Source organism: Fulvimonas yonginensis (assembly GCF_037137055.1).
Taxonomy (GTDB): Bacteria; Pseudomonadota; Gammaproteobacteria; order Xanthomonadales; family Rhodanobacteraceae; genus Frateuria_A; species Frateuria_A yonginensis.
Genome location: NZ_JBBBNY010000001.1, coordinates 165261 through 190717 on the forward strand (window position 1 = coordinate 165261; position 25457 = coordinate 190717).

The 25457-nt window shown below is 66.8% G+C and carries 13 protein-coding genes and 1 riboswitch; of the genes, 9 read left to right on the forward strand and 4 right to left on the reverse strand.

The genetic code is table 11. The features are described from left to right. Positions 1 to 14 precede the first annotated feature (14 nt). Positions 15 to 857 carry a helix-turn-helix transcriptional regulator gene (locus WAT24_RS00770; RefSeq protein ID WP_336805899.1) on the reverse strand — a complete coding sequence of 281 codons (843 nt, stop codon included), beginning with the start codon at positions 855 to 857 and terminating at the stop codon, positions 15 to 17. Positions 858 to 1068: 211 nt separating this feature from the next. Between WAT24_RS00770 and WAT24_RS00775 the strand changes: the two genes are divergently transcribed. The 5 genes from WAT24_RS00775 to WAT24_RS00795 all read left to right on the forward strand — a co-directional run bounded on the left by WAT24_RS00775 (position 1069) and on the right by WAT24_RS00795 (position 6143). Continuing rightward, positions 1069 to 1314 carry a hypothetical protein gene (locus tag WAT24_RS00775; protein WP_336805900.1) on the forward strand — a complete coding sequence of 82 codons (246 nt, stop codon included), beginning with the start codon at positions 1069 to 1071 and terminating at the stop codon, positions 1312 to 1314. Between the two features lie 73 nt (positions 1315 to 1387). Beyond that, a complete protein-coding gene (locus tag WAT24_RS00780) occupies positions 1388 to 1846 on the forward strand; it encodes a MarR family winged helix-turn-helix transcriptional regulator (RefSeq protein ID WP_336805901.1) in 459 nt (152 codons plus the stop codon). A gap of 21 nt (positions 1847 to 1867) precedes the next feature. Beyond that, positions 1868 to 3364, forward strand: a complete 1497-nt coding sequence (locus tag WAT24_RS00785; protein WP_336805902.1) for an efflux transporter outer membrane subunit — start codon at positions 1868 to 1870, stop codon at positions 3362 to 3364. A gap of 10 nt (positions 3365 to 3374) precedes the next feature. Beyond that, the gene (locus WAT24_RS00790) at positions 3375 to 4565 is read left to right on the forward strand and encodes an HlyD family secretion protein (protein ID WP_336805903.1); all 1191 of its coding nucleotides are present in this window, start codon (positions 3375 to 3377) and stop codon (positions 4563 to 4565) included. A gap of 57 nt (positions 4566 to 4622) precedes the next feature. Beyond that, positions 4623 to 6143 carry a DHA2 family efflux MFS transporter permease subunit gene (locus tag WAT24_RS00795; protein ID WP_336805904.1) on the forward strand — a complete coding sequence of 507 codons (1521 nt, stop codon included), beginning with the start codon at positions 4623 to 4625 and terminating at the stop codon, positions 6141 to 6143. A gap of 35 nt (positions 6144 to 6178) precedes the next feature. On the opposite strand, the gene WAT24_RS00800 is transcribed toward WAT24_RS00795, so the two are convergent. From WAT24_RS00800 to btuB, 3 genes are all read right to left on the reverse strand, one after another. After that, on the reverse strand, positions 6179 to 6709 hold the full coding sequence (locus tag WAT24_RS00800) for an acyloxyacyl hydrolase (RefSeq protein ID WP_336805905.1): 531 nt from the start codon (positions 6707 to 6709) through the stop codon (positions 6179 to 6181). A gap of 357 nt (positions 6710 to 7066) precedes the next feature. Continuing rightward, the gene (locus WAT24_RS00805) at positions 7067 to 10618 is read right to left on the reverse strand and encodes an efflux RND transporter permease subunit (protein WP_336805906.1); all 3552 of its coding nucleotides are present in this window, start codon (positions 10616 to 10618) and stop codon (positions 7067 to 7069) included. 293 nt (positions 10619 to 10911) lie between these two features. Continuing rightward, positions 10912 to 12762 carry a TonB-dependent vitamin B12 receptor gene (btuB, locus tag WAT24_RS00810; protein WP_336805907.1) on the reverse strand — a complete coding sequence of 617 codons (1851 nt, stop codon included), beginning with the start codon at positions 12760 to 12762 and terminating at the stop codon, positions 10912 to 10914. Between the two features lie 130 nt (positions 12763 to 12892). Further along, a riboswitch (cobalamin riboswitch) is annotated at positions 12893 to 13116 on the reverse strand. A gap of 241 nt (positions 13117 to 13357) precedes the next feature. On the opposite strand from btuB, the gene WAT24_RS00815 reads away from it, so the two are divergent. From WAT24_RS00815 to WAT24_RS00830, 4 genes are all read left to right on the forward strand, one after another. Then, positions 13358 to 16396, forward strand: a complete 3039-nt coding sequence (locus WAT24_RS00815) for a TonB-dependent receptor (RefSeq protein ID WP_336805908.1) — start codon at positions 13358 to 13360, stop codon at positions 16394 to 16396. A 169-nt stretch (positions 16397 to 16565) separates the two neighbouring features. Next, positions 16566 to 18230 carry a tetratricopeptide repeat-containing sulfotransferase family protein gene (locus tag WAT24_RS00820; protein ID WP_336805909.1) on the forward strand — a complete coding sequence of 555 codons (1665 nt, stop codon included), beginning with the start codon at positions 16566 to 16568 and terminating at the stop codon, positions 18228 to 18230. Positions 18231 to 18688: 458 nt separating this feature from the next. Further along, positions 18689 to 21721 carry a TonB-dependent receptor gene (locus WAT24_RS00825; RefSeq protein ID WP_336805910.1) on the forward strand — a complete coding sequence of 1011 codons (3033 nt, stop codon included), beginning with the start codon at positions 18689 to 18691 and terminating at the stop codon, positions 21719 to 21721. 569 nt (positions 21722 to 22290) lie between these two features. Continuing rightward, the gene (locus WAT24_RS00830) at positions 22291 to 25404 is read left to right on the forward strand and encodes a TonB-dependent receptor (protein WP_336805911.1); all 3114 of its coding nucleotides are present in this window, start codon (positions 22291 to 22293) and stop codon (positions 25402 to 25404) included. Positions 25405 to 25457: the final 53 nt, after the last annotated feature.

Sequence of the window (25457 nt, forward strand, 5' to 3'; positions counted from 1 at the left end):
GTGTCAGCCGGCGGTCAGGCGGGCTCGGCTTTGCGCTCGACCAGCTCGGTCATGCGCTCGAAGCAGGCCTGGGAGGCGGCGTCCACCGGCACGAAGAAGAACACCGTGGCCCCGTCCGCCTGGCCGTCGCGGATCGGCAGGCGGGTCGAATGCACGCGGAAATGGCCCAGCCTGGCGTCGTACAGGGGCAGCTCCAGCGCCGCCAGCGGCGCGGTTTCCTGCTGCTCCCACAGTCCGGCGAACTCGGCGCTGGTCTGCACCAGCGCCTCGACCAGCGCGTCGAAGCGCGGGTCGTCCGGATGGGCGGCGTGGCTCATGCGGAAGATCGCCACCAGGTTGGCCGCGCTGCGCATGAAGTTCGGTTGGTACAGCACCCGCCGGGGCGGATGCATGAAGGCGTTCCAGACGTGGTTGCGCGCGAACGGCCCGCGCACCGCCTCGAAGTCGAACAGGAAATCGGCGTAGCGGTTGTAGGCGAGCAGGTCGAACAGCGGATCCAGCACGAAGCCGGGTCCACGGTAGCGCTCGAGCATGCCGCGGATCGGTGCGGGTACCTCGATCCGCGCGGGCGCCGGTTCCGGTCGCGCCAGTCCGGCCAGCGCGAACAGGTAGGCCTCGTCGCTGGGCGAGAGCATCAGCGCGCGGGCGATGCGCGCCAGCGCAGCCGCCGAGACGTTGATCTGGCGCCCCTGCTCGAGCCACGTGTACCAGGTGAGCCCGACGTCGGCCAGCACCGCCACCTCCTCGCGGCGCAGGCCGGGCGTCAGCCGTCGTTGCCCGCGCGGCAGGCCGACCGCCTCCGGCGCCAACGCAGCGCGACGCGCGCGCAGGAACGCCTTCAGCTCGGAGCGTTGCATCCGTGTGCTCATGCCAGGGCCGCAAGCCAGGGGTGGTAGTGGGGGTACCAGCAGTGCCGATTGCCTGCCCATGGTAACCGCGGCGCCCTAGCCTTGCAGGCCGGCCCCGCGCTGCGGGTCGCCGCGGACGCCCCATCCGCCGGCCGCACCGGACGCTGTCACGTCCCCACCGCGCACCGCGTCCTCGGCTGTAAAGCCCCAGGAGATCGGCATGTCGCTCACTGCTCCGCCCGTCGCGCCGGACACCGACGCGCTCATCGACTTCGTCGTGCATGCCCAGCTGATGCTGGACCCGGCCACCCCCGAGCCGCTGCGCTGCCAGGCCGAACCGCGCCTGCTGGCGCTGCTGCCCACGCTGCAGGCGCTGGGCGTGTTCGACCTGTTTGCCATCCGCGACCCGGCGCTGGCGGCGCTGGTGCGCGACGAACTGGCCGCACGGCAGACGCGCACCGCGTGACCCTTGCCAGGGCAATGGTGTCCCTGCGAATATTTGCCTTGACAAATATCATTTGGGCAATAGAATACGCGGCATGGATACTCGTTCGCCCGCCCCCGCGACACCCCAGGAAAGCCTGGGCGTGCTGCTCGGCCTGGTGCGCTCGGAAATCGTGCGCGCCATGGAGGCCGAGCTCGCCGCGCTGGGAGTGGAGCTGCGCTTCACCCAGTTCCTGATACTCAAGCGGCTGGCCCGCCTGGGCCCGATGTCCGCCTCGGAACTGGCCCGCGCGGTCGAGCTCGACGGCGGCGCGATGACGCGCCAGCTCGACCAGCTCGAGGGCAAGGGCTACCTGCGCCGCTGCCCCCACGAGCAGGACCGCCGCGCGCTGCGCATCGAGCTGACCGAGCAGGGCGCGGCCCTGTGGCAGCAACTCACCGACTGCAACGACCGCGTGCTGGAAGCGGCCCAGCGCTCGCTGAGCGAGACCGAGCGCCGCCGCCTGCACGACTACCTGACGCGCGTGCTCGACGCGCTGCGCGCCAAAGACTGACCCCACCCGGAAGCCCACATCATGCGTCTGCAATTCCTTGCGGCGGCCACCGCACTGACTCTCGTCCTGGCCGGTTGCGCGAGCAGCGGCGGCCTGCATCCGGACGGCACGCCGCTCGAGCCATCGGCGTTGAAAGCCCAGCGCAGCCTGGCGGGGCAGGCGCTCACGCCGGCGGCCTGGCCGGCGCAGAACTGGTGGACCGGACTGGACGATCCGCAGCTCGACGCGCTGATCGACGAGGCGCTGGCGGGCAACCCGGGGCTGGCCGTCGTCGATGCGCGCGCCCGCACGGCACAGGCCGCGGCGGGCGTGGCCGACGCCGCGCGCCGCCCGCAGCTCGGCCTGGGTGCCAGCGTGGCCGGCGCCAAGCCGCCGTCCGGACTGCTCGGCGACAAGGCACATTTCTCCGTCGCCAAGTTCGGCTACCTCAGCTTCGACTGGGGCCCGGACCCGTGGGGCGGCAAGCGTGCCGCCTGGGAGGCGGTGCTGGGCCAGGCCCGCGCCGCCGAGGTCGAGGCGCGTGCGGCGCGCATCGAGCTCTCGACCAACGTGGCCCGCGCCTATGTGCAGCTGGGCTACGCCTGGACCCAGCACGACCTGGCCCAGGCCGAACTCGAGCGCGCCCGCAAGGCGCGCGAGCTCACCGCGCAGCGGGTGCGCGCCGGGCTGGACAGCCAGCTGCAGCTCAAGCAGGGCGACGCCGAGGTGGCCAGCGCCGAACAGCAGCTCGCGGTCGCGCGGCGCGCCATCGACGCGGCACGCACGGCGTTGTCGGTGCTGCTCGGCAAGGGGCCCGACCGCGGGCTGGACATCGCCCGCCCGCAACCGCTCGCGCCGCAGGCGCTGGCGGTCCCGGCCGACCTGCCGGTGGAACTGCTCGGCCACCGCGCCGACCTGGTCGCCGCGCGCTGGCGCGTGGAGGCCGCCGGGCGCGACATCGCCGCGGCCAGGACCGAGTTCCTGCCCAACGTGAAGCTCGGCGCCATGGCCGGCCTGCTCGCCATGGGCGGCAACCCGCTGCTGCGCGCGTCCTCGCTGTTCTACCAGGTCGGCCCCTCGCTGAGCCTGCCCATCTTCGACGGCGGCCGGCTGCGCGCCAATCTCGCCGGCAAGGACGCGCAGTACGACCTGGCGGTGGCGCAGTACAACCAGACGCTGGTCGGCGCCCTCAACGAGGTGGCCGACGACTATGCCGCGCAGCAGTCGCTGGCCGAGCAGGTCGCGGCGCAGCAGCGCGCGCTGGATGCCGCCCACGATGCCTGGCGACTGGCCGAGCAGCGCTACCGCGCCGGCGTCGGCAGCTACCTGGAGGCGCTCAGCGTACGCCAGCAGCTGCTGGTCGCCGAACAGCGCATGGCGGCGCTCAAGGCGCAGCAGGTCGACCTCTCCGTGCAGCTGATCCAGGCCCTGGGCGGTGGCTACCGCCCGGAAAACCAGGCATCCAGCGGCGGCTATCGCCCCGAGGCCGCGACCGGCCCGCAGGCCGCCTCCTCCCCGTCCACCCCCGCACATTCCTGAAGGCGCATCCATGTCCAGCCAGCCTGCTTCCCAACCGAACGGCGCCACTCCCGCGCCGGCCGCGAAAAACAAGCGCGGTTTCCTGCTGCGCGCGCTCGGCGTGGTGGTGCTGCTCGCCCTGATCGGCTGGGGCCTGTGGTACTACTTCGACGGCCGCTGGTACGAAGGCACCGACGACGCCTACGTGTCCGGCAACATCGTGCAGATCACCCCGCAGCTGCCCGGCACCGTGGTGTCGATCGGCGCCGACGACGGCGACCGCGTCGAGGCCGGCCAGGTGCTGGTCAAGCTCGACCCGAGCAACGCCGAGGTGGCCCTGGCCGAAGCCAAGGCCAATCTCGCCAGCACCGTGCGCAAGGTGCGCGGCCTGTACAGCACCGTCAGCGGCGCACAAGCCGACGTCGCCGCGCGCAAGGTGGCCGTGGACAAGGCCCGCGCCGACTACAACCGTCGCCGCGACCTGGCCAGGTCCGGCGCGATCTCGGCCGAGGAACTCGCGCATGCCCGCGACGAGCTGACCGCCGCCGAGAGCGCGCTGACCGCGGCCCAGCAGCAGTACCAGACCAGCAAGGTGCTGGTCGACGACACCGTGGTCGCCTCGCACCCGGACGTCCAGACGGCTGCGGCCAAGCTGCGTGCCGCCTACCTCGACGACCTGCGCACCACCATCGTGGCGCCGGTCGACGGCTACGTGGCCAAGCGCTCCGTGCAGCTGGGCCAGCGCGTGGCGCCGGGCACGCCGTTGATGGCGGTGGTACCGCTGCACGGCGTGTGGCTGGATGCGAACTTCAAGGAAACCCAGCTCACCCACATGCGGATCGGCCAGCCGGTCGAGATCCACGCCGACGTCTACGGCGGCGACGTGACCTACAGGGGCAAGGTGCAGAGCCTGGGCGTGGGGACCGGCAGCGCGTTCTCGCTGCTGCCGGCGCAGAACGCCACCGGCAACTGGATCAAGATCGTGCAGCGCGTGCCGGTGCGCGTGGTGTTCACCGACCCGCGGCAGCTGGACGCGCACCCGCTGCGGATCGGCCTGTCCACCGACGTGACCGTCGACCTGCACGACCAGCAGGGACCGATGCTGGCTCCCGAGCCGCCGACCAAGCCGGCGTTCAGTACCGACGTCTACCAGCAGCAGCTGCACCAGGCGGACGACCTGATCGCGCAGATCATCCACGCGAACATGGCCGGCACCAGGTAAATCACCCCGTGGGAGCGAGCCAGCCCGCTCCCACCACATCGCCGCGCGAAGAACCCCATGACCACCCAATACCGCCCGCCCAGCATGGTGCTGACCACGATCGGCCTGTCGCTGGCGACCTTCATGCAGGTGCTGGACACCACGATCGCCAACGTGTCGCTGCCGACCATCGCGGGCAACCTCGGCGTGAGCGTGAACCAGAGCACCTGGGTGATCACCTCCTTCGCGGTGAGCATGGCGATCGCGCTCCCGCTGACCGGCTTCCTCACCCGCCGCTTCGGCGAGGTGAAGCTGTTCATCTGGTCCACCCTGCTGTTCGCGCTGACCTCGTTCCTGTGCGGCGTGTCGCAGAGCATGGGCATGCTGATCCTGTTCCGCGCCATCCAGGGTGCGGTGGCCGGTCCGATGTACCCGATCACGCAGAGCCTGCTGATCTCGATCTATCCGCCGGCCAAGCGCGGCATGGCGCTGGCGCTGCTGGCGATGGTCACCGTCGTGGCGCCGATCGCCGGCCCGATCCTGGGCGGCTGGATCACCGACAACTATTCGTGGCCCTGGATCTTCTTCATCAACGTGCCGATCGGCATCTTCGCCAGCATGGTGGTGGCCAACCAGATGCGCGGCCGGGTGGACCGGACCGAACGCCCACGCATCGACTACGTCGGCCTGATCACGCTGATCATCGGCGTGGGCGCCCTGCAGGTGGTGCTGGACAAGGGCAACGACGAGGACTGGTTCAACTCCACCTTCATCATCGTCACCAGCATCGTTTCGGCGATCGCGCTGGCGATCTTCCTGATCTGGGAACTCACCGACAAGGATCCGATCGTCGACCTGCGGCTGTTCCGCCACCGCAACTTCACCTACGGCACGATCGCGCTGGTTCTGGCCTATGCCGCGTTCTTCGCGATGAGCCTGCTGATGCCGTTGTGGCTGCAGCGCAACCTCGGCTACACCTCGACCTGGGCCGGCTTCGCCACCGCGCCGATCGGCGTGCTGCCGGTGCTGCTGACCTTCTTCGTCGGCAAGTTCGCACCCAAGTTCGACCTGCGCGCGGTGGCTTCCCTGGCCTTCATCGTGCTCGGCGTCACCTGCTTCATGCGCTCGGACTTCTACATCGGCATCGACTTCTATCACGTGGCGCTGGTGCAGCTGATCCAGGGCCTGGGCGTGGCGCTGTTCTTCATGCCGATCCTGACCATCCTGCTGTCCGACCTGCAGCAGAACGAGATCGCCGCCGGCTCGGGCCTGGCCACCTTCCTGCGCACCCTGGGCGGCAGCTTTTCGGCGTCGATCACCACGCTGTTCTGGGAGCGCCGCGCGGTGAGCCACCACGCGCAGCTGGTCGAGCACGTCACCGCCTACGACCCGACCACCCGCGCCACGATGGCGTCGATGGGCGACCCGCAGACCGCCGCCGCGCTGGTCAACCAGATGGCGACCCAGCAGGGCTACCAGATCTCCTTCAACGAGGTGTTCCACGTGCTGGGCTGGATCTTCGTCAGCCTGGTGCTGGTGATCTGGCTGACCCGGCCGCCGTTCATCGCCAAGGCCGGCCCCGCCGCCGGCGGGCACTAGACCGAAGAGGCGCCCCGCGGGGCGCCTCTTCGGTTTCAGAGGTCGAAGCCGACGCCGACCAGGGCCATGGTCTCGCCGCGGTTGGGCCCGTTGAGGCCGCCGTTGGACACGTGGCGCAGCTGGAAGCTCAGGTGCTCGGCCTGCCAGCCCAGCGTGCTGACGAACTGGTAGTGGCTCGACAGCGCCTGGGTGGTGTGGTTGGTGGCGGCAACCTGGAAGCTGAAGAACAGCGGGCGGTACCAGGCGTCGGGCGCGCCATAGTGGAAACGCGCGCCGGCCGCGAGCAGCGCGACCGATTGGCTGGTGTCGAACTCGGCGTTGCGGTAGCGGCGGACGTCGCGGCTGTCGATCCAGCCGACCGACACGTCTGGCGACCAGTCCAGCTTGCCGCTGGCGCCGATCGCGTGCGGCGCGAACGTCGCCTCGACGAACGCCGCGTTGGCGCCGTGGTTGTCCATGTAGCTACGCCCACCCTGGAGTTCCAGGTGGGCGGCGGCCGCGGGCAGGGCGGCGGTGGTCAGGAGCAGCGTCAGCGCGCCGCGCAGACGCGAAGAAGCGTGGAGCATGGGGGGTCCTTTCCGGTGGGGGAGTTTGTGTACCGGATAGTTTAATTTGTCTCGTCGCGGCCGGGTGAAGCGCATGGTTCATGCTGGCGAACGCTGTGTCGCGTGCATGGCAAAAAAGGAGCCTGTCAGCCGTTCTTTTTGCGCGGCGGCGGCCAGTAGGCGCAGCCCTGGACAGGCCACCATCCACCGCCGCCTCCCACGTTCAACCCGGAGAAACGCGGATGCACCCGCGCGTCCGCCCCAGCTGTTCCGCCTACGACGGCCCCCGCGCCGCCATCGCCTGGGACCAAGCCGGCGGCTGACGCCCGAGGCGAGCGTGCCTGACCCTCAACCCGTCCGAGGTGTGCGGCCCGCGCGTCAGGCGTAAGGCATCAGGCGGCCGTCATCGTGGTGGGCTTTCCCATGCAGGCGCTCGAAGTACTCACGTGTCCGACGACTGAGTACGGCCCAGCCGGCGAACGCGAGATAGGCGCCCGGAACCAGCAGGCCGATCAGCTTTCCCTGCCCGGAACCCAGCAGCATGACCAACTGGGCCAGCACGGGCAGGCCAAACAGCACCGCCACCACGCCGAGGAAAATGAAGCGCGCGCGCGGACGCTTGCGCAAGGTGGCGATGGCGGTCCAGGCAAACCCGAGGCCGACCAGCAGAAGCACGGCCGCGATCGCCCGGTTCATCTGCATTTTCGCGCCCAGTTGCGGCGCGATCAGGAATACCAGCCCCGCCACCGAAACAATGCTGCCCAACGCGACCGCGATGCCGCAGGACCACTGCAACCGGCCCGGCATCAGGCCACGCGCGTGGCGGCCCAGCCGATCGTGGTTCCACAGATAGATCGCCGGCGTGCTGAGCAGGGTCAGCAGCTGCGAAACCAGCAGGCCGCCGACGATCGCGATGCCGAGCGGCTGGCGCATCTCCGAGCCGATGCCGAAGCCGATCGCCAGCGGCAGCGCCGCTCCCATCGCCACCAGCGTGGTCATGGTGATCGGGCGGAAGCGCACCAGCGCGGCCTCGCGGATCGCCTCCGGCGGCGGCAGGTTGCGCTCGCGCTGTGCGGTGAGCGCGAAGTCCACCATCAGAATCGCGTTCTTCTTGACGATGCCGATCAGCATCAGGATCGCGATGATCGCCATCAGCGAAAGCTGCGTCTGCGTCACCAGCATGGCGAGGAACGCACCCATGCCGGCCGCCGGCAGGGTGGAGAGGATGGTCAGCGGATGGCCCAGGCTCTCGTAGAGGATGCCGAGCACGATGTACATCGCCACGATCGAGGCCAGCAGCAGGATCATGCCGTTGGACTTGGCCTGCTGCAGGCGCTGGTTGGCTCCGGTGAAATCGACGCGGATGCCGTCCGGCAGGTGCGCCGCGAACGCCGCCTGCTCCACCAGCTTGACGCCGCGCTGCTGGTCGACGCCCTCGGCGAGGTTGTAGGTGACCGTGGCGGCCTCGAGCTGGTTGTGATGGCGGACGCGCATCGGCGCGATGTTCGGCTGGATGCGCGCCAGCGCCGACAGCGGGATCATCCGCCCTTCGCGGTTGCGCACGTGCACGTTGAGCAGCGATTCGGGGCTGATCGTCTCGGCGCCGGCCGAGGTGAGCACGACGCGGTACTGGTTGATGTCCGAGTAGATCACCGATACCGGGTTCTGGCCGAACGAGTTGTACAGCGCCGAATCGATGTCGCCCAGGCCCACGTGCAGGCGGCCGGCGGCCTCGCGATCGACCTTGAGCAGCTGCTGCTTGCCGGCCTGGTCGAAATCGCTGCCGACGTCGCGGAACTCCTTCCTGGCGCGCAGCTCGCGCACCATCTTCAGCGTCCACGGCTGCAGGTCGCCGCCGTTGTCGCTGACCAGCTGGAATTCGTACTGGCCACCGCGGTCGCCGCTGCCGCCGCCGCCGAGGAACTGCGCCACGCTGAGCTCCACCCGCACGCCCGGCAGCTTGTCCAACCGCTTGGAGAGCCGTTCCACCACGGCCTTGGCACCGACCGCGCGCTCGCCGGGGCCGTCGCCGCGGGGCTTGAGGTCCATGAACATCTGCGCCGAATTGCCGACCGCGCCACCGTCACCGCCGTTGCCGCCCAGCATGGTCAGCATGTCCTGCACGGCCGGGTCGGCGCGGATGATGTCGGTTACCTGCTGCACGCGCTCGGTGAGCAGCGCCGGCGAGATGTTGGCGTCGGCGGTCACCTGGCCCTGCAGCTGGCCGGTGTCCTCGTCGGGCATGAAGGTGCCGCCGGCGGTCTTGCCCACCGCGATGCCGAGCGCCACGGTGAGCAACAGCAGGATCAGCGGCTGCCAGCGCATCAGGCGGCGGTGGTGCATGGACCAGTCCAGTGCGCGCTCGTAGCGGTGCAGCAGCGCGCGGTCGAAGCGTTCCACTGCGCGCTCGATACGGCCGGGCGGCCGGGGGTGGGCCGGCTCGGCCACCAGCAGGCGGCCGCACAGCGCCGGGGTCAGGGTCAGCGAGACCAGCGCCGAGATCACCACCGCGGCGGTCAGCGTCACCGAAAACTCGCGCAGCAGCATGATCAGCATGTTGTTGCCGAACAGCAGCGGCGCGAACACCGCCACCAGCGACAGCGTAATCGACACCACCGTGAAGCCGATCTCGCGCACGCCGGTCATCGCCGCCTGCAGCGGGGGCATGCCGTGCTCCATGTGGCGCACGATGTTCTCGATCACCACGATGGCGTCGTCCACCACGAAACCGATGCACAGCACCAGCGCGACCAGCGACAGGGTGTTCAGCGTGTAGCCCAGCGCCCACATCGCCACGAACGCGCCGGCCAGCGACAGCGGCACGCTCAGCGTCGCGATCAGCGTGGGGCGCAGCCGGCGCAGGAACACCAGCATCACCAGAACCACCATCACGATCGAGATCAGCAGCGCCACCTCCACCTCGTGCAGCGCCGACTTGGTGGTCTGGGTGAGGTCGAACACCGCGTTCATGCTGACGTTGGCCGGCAGCACCGCGCGCAGCTGCGGCAGCTTGGCGCGGATCGCCTCCACCGTCGCCACGGCATTGGCTTCCGGCCGCTTGGTGATCTGCATGCCCACCGCGCGGGCATTGCCCCGCGCATCGCCGAACCACGCCGCCTGGTACTTGTCCTGCTGGCCGCCGTAGACCCGGGCCACGTCCGACAGGCGCACCGGCACGCCGTCCTTCATTGCGATCAGCAGGTGGGCGAACTCGTCCGGCGTGCGCAGGCCATCGCTGGCGCTCACCGCCATCTGCGTGCGGCCGTCGCTCAGCGTGCCCTGCGGCGACGTGACGTTGGCCGCGCGCAGCGCGTTGGCCACGTCGTTGGCGGTCAGGCCCTTGGCGGCCAGCGCGTCGGTGTCCAGCTCGATGCGCACGGCATGCGGCGTGCCGCCGAACACCTGCACCTGCGCCACGCCGGGGATCTGCGCCACCGCCGGCTTGAGCAGGGTGTCGGTGAGGTCGAACAGCTGGTCCTGCGGCAACCCCGAGGAGGTCAGCGTGATGAACAGGATCGGGATCTGCGTCGTGTCGAACTTGAAGTACTGCGGCGGACTGGGCATGCCCGAGGGCAGGTCCGGCGCGGCGGCGTTGATCGCCGCCTGCACGTCGCGCGCGGCGCTGTCGGCGGTGCGGTCGAAAGTGAAGCGCACCATCACCGAGGCCTGGCCCTCGGCGGCGTTGCCGTACATCTCGTCCACGCCGGGAATGCGGCCGAGGTGGCGCTCCAGCGGTGCCAGGATGGTGCTGGCCATGGTCTGCGCGCTGGCGCCCGGCTGGCTGGCGACCACGTAGACACCCGGAAAGTCCAGCGAGGGCAGTGCCGCCACGCCCAGCAGCAGGTAGGCCCAGAAGCCGGCCAGGGTGAGGCCCAGGGCCAGCAGCGAGGTGCCGATCGGGCGGCGGATGAGGGGAGCGAAGATGTTCACGGGGCGTCCGTACCACGGAAGGGGGGCGCGGCCACCAACGCCGCGCGGGAGCGCCCAGCGTAGCGCGCGGCCGCGCCGCGGGTGGAGGGCCAGGCGAAGGAAGTCATGCGGGCTTTATGCCGCCGCCGGCGCCTTCGCGGATGTGCCTGAAGTCCGGGCCGTGCCGAAAGGCAGGGGGCGCACTTACGCACGTGTGTGTGTAGGAGCGAGCTCGCTCGCGATGCTCCTGGCCCCGTTCCCGGCAGAGCCATGGCATCGCGAGCAAGCTCGCTCCTGCCGCAACCCGGGCGCGTTCAGCTGCCCGGCGCGTAGCGCAGCGTCAGGTACCAGCTGCGACCGGGCTGGTTGAAGTAGTACACGGTCTCGTAATGCCGGTCGAAGGCGTTGGCCAGCCGCGCCTCCACCTGCCAGCCCGGCGCGAACGCATAGCTGGCACGCAGGTCGGTGGTGGCGTAGCCGCCCAGGCGGTGGGCGTTGGCCAGGTCGTCGTAGCGCGCGCCGGCGGCGAGGAAACTCCCCCCCAGGCCGAGCCGGCCGAAGCGGCGGTCCAGTTCGACCCGTGCGGTGCGCTCGGGACGCCGCGGCAGCAGATGGCCGTCATTGACGCCGCCATCGCGGTTCTCCGGTCGCTGCAGCGTGAGGTAGCCCTCCAGCCGCCAGCCGGCCAGCGTGGTGCCGAACTGTCCCTCCAGCCCGCGGATGCGCGCGCGGCTGATGTTGCGCGGGAAGTAGTTGGCGTCCAGCGCGATCAGCTGGTCGATGGTCGTGCGGTAGGCGTTGAGCGCCCAGTGCCACGACCCCTGCTGCTGGGCCAGCCCCAGCTCGGCGCTGCGCGAGGTCTCCGGCTGCAAGTCCGGGTTGCCGCCGCCGTAGGGGTAATAGAGATCGTTGAAGGTCGGCGCGTGGAAGGCGCTGCCCCAGCTGGCCGAGAGCTTCAGCCCGTGGTCGAAGGCATAGCCGAAGGCCGCGGCGCCGGTGGTGTGCCCGCCGAACTGCTGGTTGTCGTCGTGCCGCAAAGAAAGCTGCACCTCGTGGCGACCGAAGTTGCCCTGGTACTGGGCGAAGGCGCCGGTATCGTCGCGGCTGTCGGCCAGGTAGCCGGTGTCGCTGGACAGGTGCTCCTGCTGCCAATCCATGCCCAGCGTGAGCAGTTGGTTCTCGGCCAGCGCGAGGTCGTTCTGCCAGGAGGCCTGGTCGCGGCGCGAGTCGCCGTAGCGCACGAACGCGCCGTCGTTGTAGACGTGCGAATCGTCCTGGCTGCGGCCGGCGGCGAGCGTCACCTTCCAGGCACCCAGCGCGTCGAAGCTCAGCCGCGCGCCGGCGACCTGCTGGCGGTTGCGTGCCTGGTTGCCGTAGGGGGCGCCGTCGAATTCCACGTAGCTCTTGCTGTCCAGCCAGGTGGCCGCCAGCTCGGTGCCGTTGTCCCAGCGATAACCGGCATCGGCCAGGGCGTGGGTGTTGCGGAAGGCGTCCGCATCCGGCTCGTCGGCGAAGCAGCCGGCAAAGGCCTCGGCGGCGCCGACACGGCAGGCGTTGATGCCGTCGGTGATCTGCCGGCCCAGGCTGAGGTTGTACCAGGCATGTCGGTCGCCGCCGGCCAGGCCCAGCTGGCCGTCGGTGTAGCCACGGCTGCCCACGCCCACGCGCAGCGATGGGGCCAGGCCGCCGCCTTGCTCTCCCCGCCGCGTGAAGATCTGGATCACGCCGCCGATCGCGTCCGCGCCATACAGGCTGGAACGCGGCCCGCGCACCACCTCGATCCGTTCGATCTGGTCCACCGGCAGCTGTTCGAAGGCCGGGATGCCGGCGCTCACCGTGCCCACGCGCACGCCGTCGATCAGCAGCAGGGTGTGCGAGGAGTTGGTGCCGCGCAGGAACAGCGAGCTCTGCTGCCCGAGCCCGCCGGACTGGGCGAAGGTGACGCCCGGCAGTCCCTCCAGCAGGTCCACCAGCGAGACCGGCTGCAGGCGGTCGATGTCCTCCCGGGTGATCACGCTGACCGACGACAGCGCGTCGTCCACGGTGATCGCGGTGCGGGTGGCAGTGACGATCACCGGCGAGAGCGAGGCCGGGTTCCCGGGGCCGGCCGCCAGCGCGGCCAACGGGCAGCCGCACAGTGCGGCGGCGAGCAGGGTCTTCTTCATGCGAGAGCGTTCCTTCGGCCGCGCGCCCACGCACGGCCCATGCGATGGATGGACTGGCGGATCGCGGGAGGGGAAGGAACGACGGGCAGGCGCAGGCCACGCACGAGGTCCGGCCCGCCCACCGCAGGTCCACCAGGTCACGCTCCGGGCCGGTCTCCGGGCTCGCGGGCGCGGGTTGGAAACCCGCCGGACGGCGCCTTCCCGTGCGTGCGCACAGTGGCATCGGGCCGACCGTCTGACTCGCTTACCGTTGCGGGGGCAGCGCCGGCCTTGTCGTGCATCGCACAACGCACCGGCTTCCCGTTTCATCCCGAGGCTTGTCTGCCATGGGACACCCGAGGCGACCGGCACTATACCTGAACGGCGCGGAAGCCGGCACTCGTAGAAGATTACGACACGCCCACCAAAACGTAATTTTTTGTTGACGAAATCTTACGGTGCGGGCTATGGTCTGGCAGCGAGTTGCTTCAGGCGCAGGCATTCGGGAGTGCCTTCGTGGGCCGCCTTCGCGGGCGGTCGCTGCGCCGTTGTCTTCGACTTGCTTTGGACGCTTAGGCGTCATCGGACCTTTGGTCATTCTGGGGGTAATTAACTAATGAAGATCGACAATCGAATTTGGCGCCGAACCGCCCTGGCCGTCGCACTGAGCATGGGTTTCGGGGGCGTGGCGCTGGCGCAATCCAATGCGACCGGCAGCATTTTCGGCGACACCGGCACCACCGGCACGAGCGTTCGCATCACGAATCCGGCCACCGGGTTCAGCCGCGACGTGCAGGTCCAGAACGGGCGCTACCGCCTCTCCTCGCTTCCGGTGGGCACCTATACGGTCACGCTCCTGCAGGACGGAAAGGAGATTGCTTCCCAGAACGTGACCGTCCAGATCGGCGGCGGTGTCGACGCCTCCTTTGCGGCCGCGACTCAGGCCCAGACCCTGGAAGGTATTTCCGTGGTGGCCTCGGCGCTCCCGGCGATCGACGTTTCGCAGGTCGACACCCGCACCGTCCTGACCGCGGAGACGCTTCAGAAGATCCCGGTGGCGCGCAACGTCACCGCGGCGGCCCTGCTGGCGCCGGGCACGGTCAGCGCCGATAGCCGCTATGGCAACGTGGCGTCGTTCGGTGGCGCGTCCGCCTCGGAGAACCAGTACTACGTCAACGGCTTCCCGGTCACCAACTCGCTGACCGGCATCGGTTTCGCGCAGCTGCCCTTCGATGCGATCGATCAGCAGCAGGTGATCACCGGTGGCTACGGCGCCGAGTACGGCCGCTCCACCGGCGGCGTGGTCAACATCGTGACCAAGAGCGGCACGAACGAGTGGAAGGCGGGCGTGGAAGCCTACTGGTCCCCGCGCGCGCTCAAGGATTCGCCGCGCGACATCTACTATCCGATGAACCCCGCGTCCGCCAAGGCGGGCCAGCTGTTCCAGGACCGTAGCGAGAACACCACCAACGACATCACCTACGGCGCGTACATCGGCGGTCCGCTGATCAAGGACAAGCTGTTCATGTACCTGACCGGCGAGGCGGAGAAGCAGAGCGGTTCCGCGGGCATCGGCTCCAACGCCGGCGCCGGCACCACGCGCACCGACGAGACCGACAAGTCGCATCGCTGGTTGGCCAAGATCAACTGGAACATCAACGACAACAACATCCTCGAATTCACCGGCATGGGTGACAAGAATTCGACGGATTCCAAGTCGTACTACTACGACTACGCCACCGGCCAGACCGGGGCCTTCGTCGGCTCGGAACGCAGCAAGAACCGCGGTACCGCGGGCTCCGAGCCTGGCGGCAACCTGTATATCGGCAAGTACACCGGCTACCTGACCGACGATCTCACCGTGACCGCCCTGTACGGCAAGACCCACACCACCCACTCGGACGTGGCGCTGGGCTCCTCCGGTGCGCCGTGTCCGCTGGTGATCGACGCCCGTAACGTCGACCCGAGCCAGCAGTACGCGACCTGCTGGACGGCGACCCAGGTGCTTGCACCGGGCGCGAAGGACGACACCAAGGGCTGGCGTCTCGACGTCGAGTACCATCTGGGCGACCACGATCTGCGCGCCGGTCTGGATACGCAGGACCTGTCGTCGTACAGCGGCACGACCTACTCCGGTGGCGTCTACCACCGTTACATGGACTGGTCGACGGCCGTCGCCGGCGGCATCGAGAGCGAGCCGGGCTACACCCCGCCCGCCACCACGCCGCAATACGTCGTGCGTAACCGCATCATCGGCTTCGTCGCCAACGTCAGCGTGAAGCAGGAAGCGCAGTACCTGGAAGACCGCTGGCAGATTTCCGACCGCTGGATGGCCTACCTCGGCCTGCGTAACGAGCAGTTCGCCAACTACAACGGCCAGGGCCAGGTCTACGTCAAGCAGCGTCACCAGCTGGCTCCTCGCCTGGGCGTGACCTGGGACGTGTTTGGCGACTCCTCCTTCAAGGTCTACGCCAACGCGGGCCGCTACCACCTGGCCATTCCCGCCAACGTGGCCATCCGCGGCGCCTCGGCGTCGCTGTTCTCCAACCAGTACTTCACCTACACCGGCGTCGACCCGACCACCGGTGCACCGCAAGGCCTGGCGCCGATCACCGGCGTCCGCTACATCAACGGCTCCGACGGCGTCACCGCGCCGGATCCGCGTACGGTCGCGGCCAAGGGCCTGAAGGCCTACTACCAGGACGAATACATCCTCGGCTTCGACAAGACGCTGGGTCCGGACTGGACGTTCGGCGCCAAAGCGACCTACCGCAACCTGAAGAGCATCATCGACGACTTCTGCGACGATGCGCCCTTCCAGGCCTATGCCGCCCGCACCGGCACGGACATCAGCAACGCCCGCATTTCCGGCTGCTACCTGTTCAACCCGGGCCAGAACAACACCTTCTCGGTGGACATGGGCGACGGTACGTTCCAGGACTTCAACCTGACCAAGGAAGATTTCGCGGGCAACGCCAATGGCATCGGCTACCCCGACCTGGAGCGCAAGTACCTTTCGCTGGACGTGTACCTGCTGCATTCCTTTGCGAACAACTGGTACGGAAAGCTCGAGTACGTCTGGTCGAAGAACTACGGTGATGCCGAGGGCATGCTCAAGTCGGACATCGGCCAGCAGGATCCGTCGGTCACCCAGGACTGGGACTTCCCGGAGCTGATGGTCGGTTCGCGCGGCTACCTGCCGAACGATCGTCGTCACGAGATCAAGGCCTACGGCTACTGGCAGATGAACCCCGAATGGCTGCTCGGCGCCAGCGCGATCATCCAGTCGGGTCGCCCGAAGAACTGCATCGGCAACCCGCCGGATGGCTACGACCGCCAGGGCTATGGTGCCTCGTTCTTCTTCTGCGACTTCGGTACGAGCGAAGACGACTTCACCAAGGAATTCACGCCGCGCGGTTCGCAGGGCCGGCTGCCGTGGACGTACCAGCTCAACCTGAGCGCGCAGTACACGCCGGCGTGGGCCGACCACAAGCTCGCCTTCACCGTGGACGTTTTCAACGTCCTGGCTCAGCAGCGCGCGATGAGCATCGTGGAAACCCAGTCGGACGTGACCGACCCGAACCATGGTCGCGTGATCAGCTACCAGACGCCGCGCTCGGTCCGTCTGGGGATGCGTTACGACTTCTCGCTGTAACGGTTCTGCGCATCCGGACGAACAAGCGGCCCTCGTGGCCGCTTGTTTTTTGGGCCGGTAAGCTGTGCCGCCGGATCAGCTAGTCGCGGCCTCGGATCTCCGCGCTGCGCGCGCTCCTCGGATGTCCGCGAGCCATTGACGGGCTGCGCCAACCATCGTGAAGTGGTTCATGACCGCCAGGCGGCCGGGCACCCAGCTCACCCTGGCGCAAGACGCGACGCCAGCCAGCATCGCCCCTGGAGTCGCCATGTCGGAAATGGAAAAGAACAGCAAACGCCCGCCCACCGAGTTCCCCGCCAGCCTCCTTCATCGCGCGGAATCGCTCGCCAGGCGAGGGGCCCTGTCCGAGGCATCCGTCCTGCTCCGCGACGCGGCGGAAGCCTGGCCTGGGCACGATCGGGTCCTGCGTCTGCAAGGCATCGTGTCGCACCAGATGGGCCGATTCGCAGAGGCCGCGATGGCCTGGAGCCACCTGACCCGGCTCTTTCCGCAGGACGCCTCCCTGCACAACAACCTGGGCAGTGCGCTGGGAGCGTCGGGTGACCTGTCAGGCGCCATTACTGCCATACGCCGCGCTTGCGAGCTTGCGCCCGAGAAGCCCAACTACTGGTACAACCTGGCCAAGGCCCTCGCATCGGCCTCACATGCACGCGAGGCGTGTACGGCCTTGATGCGTCTGCTCGAATTGTCTCCCGAAGACAACGAAGCCCGGCTCATGCTTGCGGACTGTTGCAAGGCTTGCGGCAGGCTCGGGCAGGCCGAGGCGGAACTGAGAACGATCCTGCATGCCGAGCCAGCGTCCATCGAAGCCTGGGCCCGCCTGGTCGGCCTGAAGACGGCGACCCTCACGCGTGAAGACCTGGCCCAGTTGGGCCAGGCCCATTCGCACTGCCCTCCGGATCACCCTTACCGGGCATCCCTCGGCTTCGCCTATGGGGCGGCGCTCGAGGCCGCAGGCCGCTTTGAGGATGCCTATCGGGTCATCGTCGACGCCAACCGCCGCAAGAGGACTTCCGTGGAGTGGCAGGCGGATCGCATAAGCGCACTGGCGGATGCCCAGATGCGCGCGTTCGCCGGGCCGGTCTCCGAAGCGGAGGACCCCACCCTGGGCCGCGAAGCGATCCTCATCTTCGGCATGCCCCGGTCGGGCTCGACCCTGGTCGAGCAGATGCTTTGCGCCCATCCTTCGGTACAAGCGGCAGGCGAAGTGGGCGACTTCAGCGCGGTGCTGACCGAAGAAAGCGTGCGCCGGGGCAAGCCACCGGCCGCCTGGGTATCGGAAGCAAGCGCCCAGGACTGGACGCGTCTGGGCAGAAGTTACCTCGAGCGCATGGCCGGCAAACATCGTGGCAAGCCCATGTTTACCGACAAGGAGCTCAGCAAGTGGCAGTTCGTCGGCATCGCGCGTTCGATGCTTCCGGGAGCCAGATTCGTCTATTGCGAACGGGATCCTGTCGAAACCTGCTGGAGTTGCTACAAGCACGAGTTCGAGCGGGATCAGCTGTACAGCTACGACCTCGACGAGCTGGGCAGATACTGGTACGACTGCACCCGGACGGTGGGGTTCTGGCGCGACCGGTTTCCCGATCTGATCCATGCGGTCGTCCACGAAGCTCTCCTTGCCGACCCCGAGCGGGAAGTGCGGCGTCTCCTCGCTTACTGTGGGCTTTCCTTCGAGCCTGCGTGCCTCCGCTTCTACGAAGTCGAGCGCGACGTCCGCACCGCGAGCGCGGGACAGGTAAGGCAGCCATTGATGCGCCAACCGGGATTGGCGGAGCGATACGGGCCCTTGTTCGATCCGCTCAGGCACGCGCTGTCTGCCGCGCAAAGATAGTTGGCCGCCGGAAGGCAGCCTTCGCCACTGTGTCAATCCACCACGCACGTCACGGCTCGATATCGGGCCTGCCGTCGATCGTAATAAATGGCGATTTTTCTAGATTACCCGCGCGCTAACAACATTTATTAGGCCGATACAAAATCTGCCGCCAATATCCGCAGCCGCTTCCGGCACGCTTGGCGCAAGAAAATGCGAACGTGCCGATATCGCAAAATTTTGCGACCGCCATGCCCGCGTGACGAGATGATTAAAAAAAAGTTGACACTCCGTTGCGGGCGGAGCTAGGTTGCGCTACGCGACCATGATCCTTGATGGGCGTGTCGTGGCCAAGAACTACGCTGGGGTGAACACACGGAACCACGGCACTGCCGTGCCGAGTTTTTCAGGAACGTAGTTTGGCACTTGCTGCTTGAACTTTTTATTGGCCGGAATGGCCACTCTGGGGAGATTTATTGATGAATAACCGTTTCATGTCGCGCAAGGCGTTGCCTCGTCACACCGCTTTGACGATGGCCTTGGCCGTCGGGCTGGGTTTTACGGGGCTCGCCTATGGCCAGGCCACGACCGGTAGCATCTTCGGTACCGCGCCGGCAGCTGCCGGCGAAACCGTGATGGTCCAGGGCGCCAATGGTGCGACCCGTGAGGTCGCGGTGGATGCCAGTGGCCGTTACTCGGTAAGTGCGCTGCCGGTGGGTCGCTACACGGTCACCCTGCGCAAGGATGGCCAGACGCTCGCCAGCCAGGAGAACGTCACCGTGTCCCCGGGCGCCGGTACCCAGGTGCCCTTCGCATCCGCCACCGCAGAGAATGCCCAGAACCTGGGTGCCGTGCAGGTCGTCGCAAGTGCGCTGCCGGCGATCGACGTGACCAGCGTCAACTCCAGCACCATCATCACCGCGGCCGATCTGCAGAAGCTGCCGGTGACGCGCAACGCCGAGTCGATCGCGCTGCTGGCGCCGAGCACGACCAGGGGTAGCAGCTACTTCCCCAATGCCGTGGCGTTCGGTGGCTCGAGCGTGTCCGAAAACGCCTACTACGTGAACGGTTACACCACCGGCGCGCCGTACAAGAATATCGGCGGCTTCCAGCTGCCCTACGGTGCGATCGACCAGCAGGAAACGCTGACCGGCGGTTACGACGCCAAGTACGGCCGCTCCGACGGCGGCGTGATCAACCAGATCGGCAAGCGCGGCACCAACGAGTGGCACTTCGGTGGCCAGGTCGCCTGGGAACCCCGTTTCCTCGAAGCAAGCCCGCGCAACACCTACTATCCCCACCTCGCTGTCCCCGCTCCGGCAGGCACGACCTCCTATACGCTCGCCCGTCCGGACCTGCAGGGCGTGCTTGAGCGTTACCGCAACAACAACAAGCAGTGGGAAACGATCTACTCGGCCTACGTGGGCGGACCGCTGATCAAGGACAAGCTGTTCATGTTCCTGGCGGGCGAGACCACCCGCACCCATTCCACCAGCGTGCAGCCGGCCGTCGAAAACAGCCTCAGCACGGTCCAGTACAACCGGGACAAGGACACCAAGTTCTACGGCAAGCTGGACTGGAACATCACCGACAGCAACGTCCTCGAGCTGACGGCCCTGAAGGACAACCAGACCACCGGTGCCGGTTCCACCTACAACTTCAACTACGACACGCTGCAGGCGGAGGATTTCCGCGCGGGCAACAACGTAGCCAAGAACAACGCCAAGTTCTACATCGGCCACTTCACCAGCTACATCACCGACGATGCGACGCTGAGCATCCTGTACGGCAAGGCGTCCTTCGACAATCCGACCCTCTACGGCAACCACAGCACCCTGCCGTTCATCTCGAACCCGCAGTACATCACCGCCAGCAAGCTCCCCGCGGGCGGCTTCTTCAACGATCAGACCAATACGCGGTGGTATTCGTCCAACGCCACCAACGCCACGCATGGCCTGCGCGCCGACTTCGACTACAGGCTCGGCGACCACGATCTGGCGGTCGGTATCGACAACATGCACTACGCGGCCTCGAACCAGGGCCCGTCGCAGTACAACCCGTTCAATCCCAGCCTGAACTACTTCTGGTCGTACCGCGCAGACGGCACCGTGCGCCAGTACACGATCGGCTGGGAGACCAGCATGTCGACCGACCAGAAGGCGTACTACCTGCAGGATGCCTGGCAGGTCGCGTCCAACCTGTTGCTGAAGATCGGCGTGCGCAACGACCACTTCATCAACTACAACGACGTCGGCCAGGCGTTCGTCGATGAAAAGAACCAGTGGGAGCCGCGTATCGGCGTCAGCTGGGACGTGAACGGCGACTCGTCGTTCAAGGTCTACGGCAACGTCGGCCGCTATTACCTGGCGCTGCCGGAGAACGCAGCCGAACGTGCGGCCAACATCTCGACCTACACGTACTACAAGTTCAACTACACCAGCGTGGACGAAAACGGCATCCCGCAGGGCCTGACCTCGACGGATGGCGGGATCCTCCATTCGCCCGACGGCGAGTTCGGCCTGCCGAAGGATCCGCAACAGGTCACCGCGCGTAATCTGAAAGCGGAGTACATGGACGAGTTCATCGCGGGCTTCGACAAGCAGCTCAACGAGAACTGGACCTACGGCGCCAAGGCGATGTGGCGTGACCTGAAGAGCGCGATCGACGACGAGTGCTCGCCGGGCCAGATCGCGAACAAGATGGCCAGCATGGGCCTGAATCCAGACGACTATGCCGACTCGCTGTACGGCGCGGCCTATTGCCGTCTGATCAACCCGGGTGAGACCAACACCATGTTGATCAGGGCCAATGCCGGCAGTGGCCTGTCGGACCAGCTGGTCTCGATGACCATGCAGGATTGGGGCTTCACCCAGGGCGTGAAGCGCAAGGTCGGTTCGCTGAACCTGTACCTGGAGCATCCGTTCGACGGCAAGTGGCAGGCCCGCGTCGACTACACCTACACTCGCGGCTTCGGCAACACCGAAGGCCAGGTGCGCTCGGACTTCGGCCAGTCGGACGTTTCCAAGACCGAGGACTGGGACGCCTGGCAGCTGATGGACGGTCAGAACGGCGAGCTGTTCAACACCCGCAAGCACCAGATCCGCGTGCGTGGTGCCTACCAGTTCACTCCGGAATGGCTGGTGTCGGGTACCTTGCTGGCTCAGTCCGGCCTGCCCCAGGAATGTCTGGGTTACTACGGCCCGAACGGCGACGAGGATCCGGTCGGCTACGGTCCCAACTATCACTGGTGTGCGGGCAAGCGTATCGCTCCGGGCTTCAAGCACACCCCGTGGACCAAGGAGCTCAACCTCGGCGTCCATTACACGCCGGCGTTTGCCGACCACAAGCTCGGTCTCAACCTGGACATCTTCAACGCGTTCAACGAGCAGAAGGCCACCCAGACCGACCCGACCCAGGATGCCGACGTGGGTTTCGTCAGCCCCACCTATGGCATGCCGCTCTACTACGAGACCCCGCGGACGGTACGCCTGTCGGTCACCTACGACTACTGATAGCAAAGCGGGCTGATTTCAGCCTCGAGCCACCAGCCTTGACGGCTGGTGGCTTTTTTTTTGCGGAGTTACATCTCCAACGTCGCTGGAAGGACCCTCGATGAAACTTCAGGCAGGGCGCGGAGCAGCCTGCCGTCGGCAGAGTCCCGAAGCGGGAGTCCAACCGGACGGCCGGTAGGCGTGCCTGCGCCAAGCCACTCAGCCCTGAACCGCTCCACCAGCCAGGGCGCCTAGAGGACGAGGCCGCCCGTCGGCGTCAAGAAACCGTCGATTCAAACGCTCGCGAAGAGCTGCTAAGCCATTGTTTAGCCGCCGCAGGCCGCAATCCCGCTGCGCGCGTGGATTGCTAACGTTTCTTTCACAACGAGATGATTAAAAAATCGACACTTCCCCCAGGCCGACGATGCTGGTAGGTAGTCGTATTGCGCGGTTGTGGTTCGTTGGCGATCGGCGCTGGGGCGAGGCAGACAACGGTGTCAACCGTGCATCCAGGTTAAGGAAGCGTCCTTTCTTTTCTTGTTGCCTTTTTGTCAATGGCCCGGCACGGGTCGATCTGGGGAGATCTCTCAATGAACAGGCGTCACATCTCGCGCGGGGCCCTGCCCCGTTACACCGCGTTGGCGGTGGCTTTGGGCATGGGATTGGGTTTCACTGGAATCGCCTTCGGTCAGGCCACGACCGGCAGCATCTTCGGTTCGGCGCCGGCAGGCACCGGCGAAACCGTGCAAGTCCGGGGTGCCGGCGGCACGACCCGCGAAGTCGCAGTCGACGCCAGCGGCCGCTATTCCGTCAGTGGCCTGCCGGTAGGTCGCTATACCGTCACCCTGCGCAAGGATGGCCAGACGCTCGCTACCCAGGAGAACGTGACCGTCTCCCCGGGTGCCGGTACCCAGGTGCCGTTTGCCGCGGCCAGCGCGCAGAACGCCCAGAACCTGGGTGCCGTGCAGGTCGTCGCAAGTGCGCTGCCCGCCATCGACGTGACCAGCGTCAACTCCAGCACCATCATCACCGCGGCCGATCTGCAGAAGCTGCCGGTGACGCGCAACGCCGAGTCGATCGCGCTGCTGGCGCCGGGCACGGTCAAGGGCAGCAGCTACTTCGCCAACGCGGTGTCGTTCGGCGGCTCGAGCGTGTCCGAGAACGCCTACTACGTGAACGGCTACAACACCGGTGAACCATACCGCAACATCGGCGGCTTCCAGCTGCCCTACGGTGCGATCGACCAGCAGGAAACCCTGACCGGTGGCTACAGCGCCAAGTACGGCCGTTCCGACGGCGGCGTGATCAACCAGATCGGCAAGCGCGGCACCAACGAGTGGCACTTCGGCGGCCAGGTCGTGTGGCAGCCGCGGTTCCTGGAAGCGAGCCCGCGCAACAATTACTACGGTCATCCGGTCATTCCGGACCCGATCGCCAACCCGGGCAGCCTGGATGGCCTTACGCACTACGAGCTCGAAGATCCCAACAAGCCCGGTACGCTCAATCAGTACCGCAACGACAACAAGCAGTGGGAGACGGTTTACTCCGCGTACGTCGGCGGCCCGCTGATCAAGGACAAGCTGTTCATGTTCCTGGCCGGTGAGGTCACCCGGAACCATTCCACGAACGTGGAAAACATCGACCTTTCCAAGGTCCAGTACAACCAGGATCGGAACACCAAGTTCTACGGCAAGCTGGACTGGAACATCACCGACAACAACGTCCTCGAACTGACGATGTTGAAGAACAACCAGACCACGGGCCGTGGCTCGACCTACAACTTCGACTACGACACGCTGCAGGCCACGGACTTCAACTCGCCCAACGACGTGACCAAGGACAACGCCACGTTCTACATCGGTCACTTCACCAGCTACATCACCGACGATGCCACGCTGAGCATCCTGTACGGCAAGGCCAAGTTCAAGAATCCGACCATCTACGGCAATACCTGCCCGTACCCGTTCATTTCCCGCCCGTACAACCAGGATCCGGCGTTGAACGGCGGCACGCCGATCACCAACTGCCAGACCAATACGAGCTGGGATTCCCAGAATGCGTCGAACTCCACGCGCGGTCTTCGCGTCGACTTCGACTACCGGCTGGGTGACCACGATCTGTCCGCCGGCATCGACAACATGTACTACGGCGCGAAGAACCAGGGCCCGAACCAGCAGAACCCGTTCAATCCGGCGGTCAACTACTACTGGCGGTACTACCCGGGCTTCGTGATGCAGCGCGAGATCGGCTGGCAGACCAGCATGACGATGTCGCAGAAGGCCTGGTATCTGCAGGACGCTTGGCAGGTGACGCCGAACCTGTTGCTGAACATCGGCATCCGGAACGATCACTTCACCAACAACAACGACCTGGGCCAGGCGTTTGCCGATCTGAAGAACCAGTGGGAGCCGCGCATCGGCGTCAGCTGGGACGTGAACGGCGATTCGTCGTTCAAGATCTACGGCAACGTGGGCCGCTACTACCTGGCGCTGCCGGACAACGCCGCGGAGCGTGCCGCCAACCGTTCCACGTACATCCTCAACTACTACACCTACACCGGCATCGACGAAAACGGTATTCCGACCGGCCTGCAGCAGTTCGCCGGTCCGATCTCTCCGGACGGCGAGTTCGGCCTGCCGAAGGATCCGGAGCAGGTCACCGCGCGCAACCTGAAGCCCGAGTATCTGGACGAGTTCATCGTCGGCTTCGACAAGCAGCTCAACGAAAGCTGGACCTACGGCGCCAAGGCCACCTGGCGCGACCTCAAGACGGCGATCGACGACGAGTGCTCACCGAGCCGCATCGAGGACAAGATGCGCAGCATGGGCCTCATCACCACCACGGACGACTTCGATCCGGCCTCCGGCTACTACAACTCGTTGTACGGACCGGCCTATTGCCGACTGATCAATCCGGGCGAGACCAACAACATGTTGGTCCGGTCGGATGACGGCACCAGCAGCGTGATCGTTCCGATGAGCGCTGCGGACTGGGGCTTCACCCAGGGCGTCAAGCGCAAGGTCGGCATGCTGAACCTCTATCTGGAGCACCCGTTCGACGGCAAGTGGCAGGCGCGCATCGATTACACCTTCACCCGCGGCTTCGGCAACACCGAGGGTCAGGTGCGTTCCGACTTCGGCCAGGGCGACGTCTCCAAGACGGAGGACTGGGACTCCTGGGAGCTGATGGACGGCCAGAACGGCGAGCTGATCAACATCCACAAGCACCAGATCCGTCTGCGCGCGGCCTACCAGATCACGCCGGAATGGCTGATTTCCGGCACCTTGCTGGCCCAGTCCGGCCAGCCGCAGGAATGTCTCGGCTACTTCGGTCCGACCGGCGTCGAAGACCCGACCGGCTACAACGCGGGCGGCGCGGGCAACTACCACTGGTGCCATGGTGTGCGCATTCCGCCGGGCAGGGACGGCCATACCCCGTGGACCAAGCCGCTCAATCTGGGCATCCACTACACGCCGGCGTTCGCCGACCACAAGCTGGGCTTCAATCTGGACATATTCAACGTGTTCAACGAACAGAAGGCGATCCAGACCGATCCGACCGGCGAGGCGGCGTACAACAACTACGGCCTCGATCCGACCGAGATCACCGCACCGGATACGATCTACATCTCCAACACCTACCACGACCCGATCTTCTTCGAAGAGCCCCGGACGATCCGTCTGTCCGTGACCTACGACTACTGATCGTCAGTTCGTGCCGGAAGCCACCGACCCCCCGGTCGGTGGCTTTTTTCTTC

What these genes read in the sequence shown, in the direction of transcription:
- WAT24_RS00770 (WP_336805899.1), bottom strand. Translation starts at nt 857, where the DNA reads ATGCAACGCTCCGAGCTGAAGGCGTTCCTGCGCGCGCGTCGCGCTGCG.
- WAT24_RS00775 (WP_336805900.1), top strand. Translation starts at nt 1,069, where the DNA reads ATGTCGCTCACTGCTCCGCCCGTCGCGCCGGACACCGACGCGCTCATC.
- WAT24_RS00780 (WP_336805901.1), top strand. Translation starts at nt 1,388, where the DNA reads ATGGATACTCGTTCGCCCGCCCCCGCGACACCCCAGGAAAGCCTGGGC.
- WAT24_RS00785 (WP_336805902.1), top strand. Translation starts at nt 1,868, where the DNA reads ATGCGTCTGCAATTCCTTGCGGCGGCCACCGCACTGACTCTCGTCCTG.
- WAT24_RS00790 (WP_336805903.1), top strand. Translation starts at nt 3,375, where the DNA reads ATGTCCAGCCAGCCTGCTTCCCAACCGAACGGCGCCACTCCCGCGCCG.
- WAT24_RS00795 (WP_336805904.1), top strand. Translation starts at nt 4,623, where the DNA reads ATGACCACCCAATACCGCCCGCCCAGCATGGTGCTGACCACGATCGGC.
- WAT24_RS00800 (WP_336805905.1), bottom strand. Translation starts at nt 6,709, where the DNA reads ATGCTCCACGCTTCTTCGCGTCTGCGCGGCGCGCTGACGCTGCTCCTG.
- btuB (WP_336805907.1), bottom strand. Translation starts at nt 12,762, where the DNA reads ATGAAGAAGACCCTGCTCGCCGCCGCACTGTGCGGCTGCCCGTTGGCC.
- WAT24_RS00815 (WP_336805908.1), top strand. Translation starts at nt 13,358, where the DNA reads ATGAAGATCGACAATCGAATTTGGCGCCGAACCGCCCTGGCCGTCGCA.
- WAT24_RS00820 (WP_336805909.1), top strand. Translation starts at nt 16,566, where the DNA reads ATGACCGCCAGGCGGCCGGGCACCCAGCTCACCCTGGCGCAAGACGCG.
- WAT24_RS00825 (WP_336805910.1), top strand. Translation starts at nt 18,689, where the DNA reads ATGAATAACCGTTTCATGTCGCGCAAGGCGTTGCCTCGTCACACCGCT.
- WAT24_RS00830 (WP_336805911.1), top strand. Translation starts at nt 22,291, where the DNA reads ATGAACAGGCGTCACATCTCGCGCGGGGCCCTGCCCCGTTACACCGCG.